This is a genomic window from Kitasatospora sp. NPDC059827, from assembly GCF_042731675.1.
Classification (GTDB): domain Bacteria; phylum Actinomycetota; class Actinomycetes; order Streptomycetales; family Streptomycetaceae; genus Kitasatospora.
The window spans coordinates 1-7,782 of record NZ_JBHWIV010000154.1; the positions used below are offsets into that span (position 1 = coordinate 1).

Annotated in this window: 5 protein-coding genes and 1 pseudogene; 5 read left to right on the forward strand and 1 reads right to left on the reverse strand. The window is 73.6% G+C overall.

The features are described from left to right. Positions 1–33: 33 nt before the first annotated feature. On the reverse strand, positions 34–2,508 hold the full coding sequence (locus tag ACFV8H_RS40720) for a YfhO family protein (RefSeq protein WP_380409742.1): 2,475 nt from the start codon (positions 2,506–2,508) through the stop codon (positions 34–36). A gap of 157 nt (positions 2,509–2,665) precedes the next feature. Here ACFV8H_RS40720 and ACFV8H_RS40725 point away from each other — a divergent pair, with 157 nt between their 5' ends. The 5 genes and pseudogenes from ACFV8H_RS40725 to ACFV8H_RS40745 all read left to right on the forward strand — a co-directional run. Next, positions 2,666–3,232, forward strand: a complete 567-nt coding sequence (locus tag ACFV8H_RS40725) for a Uma2 family endonuclease (RefSeq protein ID WP_380409744.1) — start codon at positions 2,666–2,668, stop codon at positions 3,230–3,232. Between the two features lie 59 nt (positions 3,233–3,291). After that, the gene (locus ACFV8H_RS40730) at positions 3,292–4,329 is read left to right on the forward strand and encodes a 3-isopropylmalate dehydrogenase (RefSeq protein ID WP_380409746.1); all 1,038 of its coding nucleotides are present in this window, start codon (positions 3,292–3,294) and stop codon (positions 4,327–4,329) included. Between the two features lie 214 nt (positions 4,330–4,543). Then, on the forward strand, positions 4,544–5,656 hold the full coding sequence (locus ACFV8H_RS40735; RefSeq protein WP_375897203.1) for a branched-chain amino acid aminotransferase: 1,113 nt from the start codon (positions 4,544–4,546) through the stop codon (positions 5,654–5,656). 387 nt (positions 5,657–6,043) lie between these two features. After that, positions 6,044–7,666 carry a citramalate synthase gene (gene cimA, locus ACFV8H_RS40740; RefSeq protein WP_380409748.1) on the forward strand — a complete coding sequence of 541 codons (1,623 nt, stop codon included), beginning with the start codon at positions 6,044–6,046 and terminating at the stop codon, positions 7,664–7,666. A 7-nt stretch (positions 7,667–7,673) separates the two neighbouring features. Continuing rightward, positions 7,674–7,782: pseudogene (locus tag ACFV8H_RS40745) on the forward strand (dihydroxyacetone kinase subunit DhaK); the annotation flags it as partial.

The window sequence follows — 7,782 nt, forward strand, 5'->3', positions numbered from 1 at the left end:
CCCTCGGCCCGGTCCGGCCCTCGCGTCGTCCGCTCAGTGCCGTGCGGCCAGTCGGCGCTCGCGGCGCGGGACGCGGGTGGGGCGGCGGGAGAGCCGGGCGAAGACCGCGACCAGGACGAACACGGCGGCGGTGCCGGAGGCGACGGTGAGGCCCTCGGTGAGGCCGGGCGGGCGGAACGCGCAGGAGACCCGGCCGGCGCCGCCGCCGAGCGGGACGCCGATCATGCCGAGGACCGGGGTGGGCACCACGCCGGCGCCGCCGTCGACGGCGCAGGTCCAGCCCTCGGTGGCGGGGACGGAGAACAGCGCGGTGCCGGTGGAGCCGGCCGGCAGGGCGGCGGTCAGGGTGTGGCCGCCGGCCTCGACCCGGGTGGCGCCGGCGGCGGTGAGCCGGGTGACGGCGGCCGCCAGGGCGTCGGCCCGCAGGCAGCCGATCGGGCGGGCGGGGACCTGGCTGACCACGTCCGAGCGCAGGGTCACCCGGACCGTGCCGTCGGCCGGGACGGTCCCCAGCCGGTGCACGGGCACGGCCGTGGTGGGCTGCTCGCCGTCGCTGCGGAAGTCGGTGCCCAGGCCGCTGACCGTGCCGCGGTACCAGAGCGGGTGGACGTACGCCGTCGAGCCCGGGGTGCAGGCGGCCGTGAACACCGTGCCCTCCGCACCGCCCGGCACCGACCAGCCGCTGGTGCCGTGCAGGGTGGGCGCCGGGCCGCCGGCCGGGACGGGCAGCGGGGCGTCGTACACCTGGCTGCCGAGCAGCGACTCCTGGCGGGACCAGACCGAGGAGGTGGCCGTCCGGGCGCCCGGCGGCAGCACGGTGACCAGGGGCGGCGCGGGGGCCCGGACGGCGGTGAAGCCCGGGGGCCGCGGTGCGTCGTCCAGGTGGGCACCGACCCCGAACAGGGCCCGGCCGACCGGGTCGGTGACGCCCCCGGTCTGCCGCCCGCCGGCCGTCCAGCCCGCGCCGAGGTCGTGCAGCAGCAGGGCGGCGACGGTCGGCAGGTAGCCGCTGGAGTAGCCGCCGCCCTGGCCGTTCAGCAGCAGCGGGTCGTTGGGGGTGAAGGCGTGCGGGCCGGGGTCGCTGCGCAGGTCCGGCCAGTCGGCGCCGGCCCGCACCGCGGCGTGCCCGGCCCGGACGGCGGCGGGGGAGACGCCGTCGTCGGGGGCCGCGCCGAGCGCCGCGTACCCGGACCAGACGGCGTTGCCGAGCACCGCGCCGCCGATCACCCAGGTGGCCAGCGCGGTCACCCGGCGGTCGGTGTGCCGGCGGTCCAGCGCCGCGAGCGCGGCCAGCAGGACGGCGCCGCCCACCCCCAGCAGCACCCAGGTGGAGGCGTGCACCGAGCCCCGGGCCGCCGCCAGTGCGGCGATCGTCGCGGTCAGCGCGGCGCCGCCCAGCAGGGTCACCCGGTCCGGCCGGTGCGCGAGCGACACCCAACCGGCCAGCACCAGCAGGCCGCTGAGCACGAAGGAGACCCGGTACGGCCCGCCGGCCGGGATCGCCAGGCCGTGCCAGACCAGCACCGTCGGGGTCCAGACGAAGCTCAGCACCACCAGCAGCAGCGCCGCGCACCAGGCCGCCCGTTCGCGGACCCGCACCCGGCGGTTGAACGGCAGCCCGCACACCAGCAGCAGGCCGAGCACCCCGATCGCCACGTCCGGCAACGGCCGCCCGCCGGTGATGGCGGGCAGCAACTGGGCGAGGTGCCCGTCCAGTCCGGACGGGCCGAGCGGCTGCACCGGGGACTCCGGCTGGGCGCCGCGCGCGGCCCGGACGGCGACGAACAGCACGGGGGCGGCGAGCAGCACCCCGGCGGTGGTCAGGGTGACCGCCCGCCCGGTCGCCCGGACCCGGTGCCGGAACGGGCGCGGGGTGGCGAACAGCCGTACGGCGAACAGGAGTCCGGCGATCAGGGTGGCCAGCGCCGCGGTGTAGAGGTTGCCCGCCCAGGCGAGCGCCACGCACAGCGCGCCGGCCACCCAGCGGCGCTCGTGCAGGCACCAGTCCCCGACCAGGCCGAGCAGCGGCAGCGAGACCAGGCCCCACAGCCACATCGGCGCCCCGCCGCCGATGTCCAGCACCCAGGCGCAGAGCCCGTACCCGACGGCGGCGAACACCCGCAGCCACCGGGGGCCGGGGTGCAGCCGGCCGAGCAGGTGGGCCATCAGGGCGGTGCCGAGGCCGATGGTGGCCAGGGCGACCAGGAAGACGGCGAGGTGCCCCTGGTCGCGGGGGAGGAGCGCGGTCGGCCAGGAGAACGGGTTCATCAGGTAGGCGAAGAAGTCCGCCAGGAACGGGACGCCGTAGCCGCTGTTCCAGTTGAACAGCAGGTCCCCGGTGGCCTGCCCGTGCAGCAGGTCCCACAGGTGCGCGTGGTACGGCACGGCGATCGCGTCGGCCCCGCCCGGCCACCGTCCGCGCACCGCCGCCGCCAGCGCGAAAGCGCCCATCGCCAGCCCGGCCGCGGCCCCGCAGACCAGCACCTCCCGCCGCCGTTCGGCCTTCACCCACGCGCCCCGTTCTGCCAGGAATCCCGGACCCCGCCACCCTAAGCGCGCCCCCGGCGCACCTCCCGCCACCCGCGCCCCCTCAAAGGGGTGACGCCCGTGGACGCTTTGCCGAGTAGCCTGAGAGGGCCGCCAGGATGCCCGTATGGGAGGAACCATGAGCATCGCGCCGTACCCCGACTGGATTCGGCCTCCTGCTGGTGGCTACACCGCAGAGGACCTTGACCGGCTGCCTGATCTCCCGCCGCACACCGAGCTGATCGACGGGAGCCTGATCTTCGTGAGTCCGCAGACCACGTTCCACATGCGCACGCTCCGCAGGCTGGAGCGGGCCCTGGAGGCTGTTGTACCGACGGGATGGGAAGTCTGGCGGGAGATGACGGTCAGGTTGGACCAGCGCAACCGACCCGAACCGGATCTGCTGGTCGTCGATGAGCGAGGGGCGACCGGCCCGAAGCAGACCTTCTGCGAAGCGTCGGACGTCCTGCTCGCGATCGAGGTCGTGTCGGAGGAGTCCGAAGAGCGTGACCGGGAGACCAAGCCCCGCAAGTACGCGGTTGCGGGTATCAAACACTTCTGGCGTGTGGAGAGCGACGACGAAGGAAAGCCGATCGTCTACACGTACGAACTGGAACCTGCCTCCAAGAGGTACTTCCCGACCGGGATCTACCACAAGCAGTTGAAGGTCGATCAGCCGTTCCCCGTGGAGATCGACCTGACCTGACGAGTCCGCATGCTGGACGTGAGGTGTCAGCCCCTGGGACGGCGGAGTAGGGTCCGAGCATGTCTCGCACCATTCGTCTCGCAGTTGTCCCGGGTGACGGCATCGGCCAGGAGGTGGTGGCCGAAGGCCTCAAGGTCCTCGGCGCCGTGCTCCCCGCCGACGTGAAGCTGGAGACCACCGAGTACGACCTCGGGGCCCGGCGCTACCACCGGACCGGGGAGACGCTGCCGGACGACGTGCTGGCCGAGCTCAAGGCCTTCGACGCGATCCTGCTCGGCGCCATCGGGGACCCGAGCGTCCCGTCCGGGGTGCTGGAGCGGGGGCTGCTGCTCAAGCTGCGGTTCGCCTTCGACCACCACATCAACCTGCGGCCGGGCCGGCTCTTCCCCGGGGTCGCCTCCCCGCTGGCCGGTCAGCCGGCGATCGACTTCGTGGTCGTCCGCGAGGGCACCGAGGGCCCGTACGTCGGCAACGGCGGCTCGCTGCGCACCGGCACCCCGCACGAGGTGGCCACCGAGGTCAGCCTGAACACCGCGTACGGCATCGAGCGCGTGGTGCGCGACGCCTACCGCCGGGCCCAGGCGCGGCCGCGCAAGAAGCTCACCCTGGTGCACAAGAACAACGTGCTGGTGCACGCCGGGCACCTGTGGACCCGGATCTTCGCCGAGGTCGGCGCGGAGTTCCCCGAGGTCACCACCGACTACCTGCACGTCGACGCGGCCACCATCTTCTTCGTGACCCAGCCGGAGCGCTTCGACGTCATCGTCACCGACAACCTGTTCGGCGACATCCTGACCGACCTGGCCGCGGCCGTCACCGGCGGCATCGGCCTGGCCGCGAGCGGCAACATCAACCCGAGCGGCGAGTTCCCGTCCATGTTCGAGCCGGTGCACGGCTCGGCGCCGGACATCGCCGGCCAGGGCAAGGCCGACCCGACCGCCACCGTGCTGTCGGTCGCCATGCTGCTGGAGCACCTCGGCTTCGCCGCCGAGGCCGCCCGGGTGGAGGCCGCCGTCGCGGCGGACCTCGCCGAGCGCTCGGGCGACCGGTCCACCTCCGAGGTCGGCGACGTGCTCGCCGAGCGAGTAGCCGGCTAGGCCGGCCGGAACCCGAGCGGATCCGGCCGGCCGGGCCGCTCCGCATAACCGCAGCTTGCAGCTCCCCAAGGAGCGGGCAGCTGTTCGGCACGGCCCTCTGGATGCGAGTATCGACAGTGGGCCGTGCCGTTGTGCGTTCGTTCCGGCGTTGGAGAGCCGTAACGTTCCTTCGGCGGTGGCGGCCCGAACGAACCCCACGGTGAAGGAAACAGCCATGAGCACGCCCACCCAGGCGCCCATCACGTTCGACCTCAAGCCCTCCGCCCACCCGCTGTCGGCAGCGGAGCGCCAGGCCCGGCTGACCAACCCTGGCTTCGGCCGCGTCTTCACCGACCACATGGTCACCGTCAGCTGGACCGAGGGCCGTGGCTGGCACGACGCGCAGCTGGTCCCGTACGCGCCGGTGGAGATGGACCCGGCGAACATGACCCTGCACTACGGCCAGGCGATCTTCGAGGGCCTCAAGGCCTACCGCCAGGCCGACGGCTCCATCGCGACCTTCCGCCCCGAGGCCAACGCCCTGCGCTTCCAGGCCTCGGCCCGCCGTCTGGCGATGCCGGAGCTGCCGGTGGAGGCCTTCGTCGAGGCGGTCGAGCTGCTGGTCCAGCAGGAGCGGGCCTGGGTCCCGAACGAGCCGGAGCAGAGCCTCTACCTGCGCCCGTTCATGTTCGCCACCGAGGTCGGTCTGGGCGTCCGTCCGGCGAACTCCTACCTGTTCATGATCATCGCCTCCCCGGCCGGCGCCTACTTCCCGGGCGGCGTCAAGCCGGTCTCGGTCTGGCTCTCCAAGGAGTACGTCCGCGCCGCGCCCGGCGGCACCGGCGCCGCCAAGTGCGCGGGCAACTACGCGGCCTCGCTGGTCGCCCAGGCCCAGGCCGCCGAGAAGGGCTGCGACCAGGTGGTCTGGCTCGACGCCGCCGAGCACCGGTGGGTCGAGGAGATGGGCGGGATGAACCTGTACTTCGTCTTCGGCGAGGGCGCGGACGCGAAGATCGTCACCCCGGAGCTGTCCGGCGCCCTGCTGCCCGGCATCACCCGCGACTCGCTGCTCCAGCTCGCCGCCGACCTGGGCTACGCGGTCGAGGAGCGGAAGATCTCCACCGACGAGTGGCAGCAGGCGAACGCCGACGGCACCCTCACCGAGGTCTTCGCCTGCGGCACCGCCGCCGTCATCACCCCGGTCGGCTCGGTGAAGTCCGCGGCCGCCGACTGGACCGTCGGCACCGGCGAGCCCGGCCCGGTCACCATGGAGCTGCGCAAGGCCCTGCTGGCCATCCAGGGCGGCCAGCGCCCCGACACCCACGGCTGGCTGCACAAGATCGTCTGATCCCACGGACGCCGGGCACCCCCTCCGGCCTGCCCCGTTCCGCATCGCGAGACGGGCGGGCCGGATCCCGGAGGCTGTGCCAAGCTACGAGCGTGTCCTCGCTTTCGCTGATTATTGGCAGCAGGCGCGCCGGTCCGCAGTGACCGCTCCCGCACGACCCGATGCGGAGCGACCACGAGCGTCCAGACCCGCGCGCAGACCTCTCGCACCCGCGAGGGGTCTTTCGCTTTTTTGGGCTCCGCCCATCGAGCACAGCCCTCGGACCGGCCGACGGCCCCCACAAGGGGCCCGGGGACACCGGGGCCGCGCGCGGGATCCTGGACAGTGGAGCCGGGACGAGAATCCGGCAGAGCAGTACGAACCTCCCCGAACGGAGAACCAGGGGTCATGACCGAGGTCAGCCGTACCGACGACAGCTTCCACGTGTTCGACACCACCCTGCGCGACGGCGCGCAGCGCGAGGGCATCAACCTGACGGTGGCGGACAAGCTGGCCATCGCCCGGCACCTGGACGAGTTCGGGGTCGGCTTCATCGAGGGCGGCTGGCCCGGGGCCAACCCGCGGGACACCGAGTTCTTCGCCCGCGCCGCCGCCGAACTGGAGCTGCGCCACGCCCGGCTGGTCGCCTTCGGCGCCACCCGCCGGGCCGGCGGCAAGGCCGCCGAGGACCCGCAGCTGGCCGCGCTGGTCGCCTCCGGCGCGCCGGTGGTCACCCTGGTGGCCAAGGCCCATGACCGGCACGTCGAGCTGGCGCTGCGCACCACGCTGGACGAGAACCTGGAGATGATCCGGGACAGCGTCGAGTTCCTCCGCGGCCAGGGCCGCCGGGTCTTCCTCGACTGCGAGCACTTCTTCGACGGCTACCGGGCCAACCGCGAGTACGCCCTCGCCGTGGTGCGCACCGCGCACCGGGCCGGGGCGGACGTGGTGGTGCTGTGCGACACCAACGGCGGGATGCTGCCGGCCGGCGTCCGGGACACCGTCGCGGACGTGATCGCCGCGACCGGCGCCCGGGTCGGCATGCACGCCCAGGACGACACCGGCTGCGCGGTGGCCAACACCCTGGCCGCGGTGGACGCCGGCGCCACCCACGTGCAGTGCACCGCGAACGGCTACGGCGAGCGGGTCGGCAACGCCAACCTGTTCCCGGTGGTCGGCGCGCTGGAGTTGAAGTACGACCGCCGGGTGCTGCCCGAGGGCCGGCTGGCCGAGATGACCCGGATCTCGCACGCGATCGCCGAACTGGTCAACCTGGCCCCGTCCACCCACCAGCCGTACGTCGGCTTCTCGGCCTTCGCCCACAAGGCCGGCCTGCACGCCTCGGCGATCAAGGTCGACCCGGACCTGTACCAGCACACCGACCCCGAACTGGTCGGCAACACCATGCGGATGCTGGTCTCCGACATGGCCGGCCGGGCCTCGGTGGAGCTCAAGGGCAAGGAGCTGGGCTACGACCTCTCCGCCGACCGCGACCTGGCCGGCCGGGTGGTGGCCAAGGTGAAGGAGCAGGAGAACCTCGGCTACACCTACGAGTCCGCCGACGCCTCCTTCGAGCTGCTGCTGCGCGACGAGGTGCGCGGCAGCCGGGACCGCTTCTACCGCCTGGAGTCCTGGCGGACCATCAGCGAGCAGGGCCCGGGCGGGGTCTCCGGCAACGAGGCCACGGTGAAGCTCTGGGCCAAGGGCGAGCGCCGGATCGCCGTCGGCGAGGGCAACGGTCCGGTCAACGCGCTGGACCAGGCGCTGCGGACGGCCCTGGAGGGCACCTACCCGCCGCTGGCCACCTTCGAGTTGGTGGACTACAAGGTCCGCATCCTGGAGGGCCAGCACGGCACCGGCTCCAAGACCCGAGTGCTGATCGAGTCCACCGACGGCACCGCGAGCTGGTCCACGGTCGGCGTGGCCGACAACGTGGTCGCCGCCTCCTGGCTGGCCCTGGAGGACGCGTACACCTACGGCCTGATCCGGGCCGGGCTGGAGCCGGAGGAGCGCTCGGAGCCGTCCGCCTGACCGCGCCCGGCCCGACGGCGGCCCGCCGCTTCTGGTCAACGGCATGGGCGCGACGCCGCTTCTGGAGCTGTACGGGTTCCACGCGGAGGTGAGCCGGGTGCTCACCGAGCGCGGGG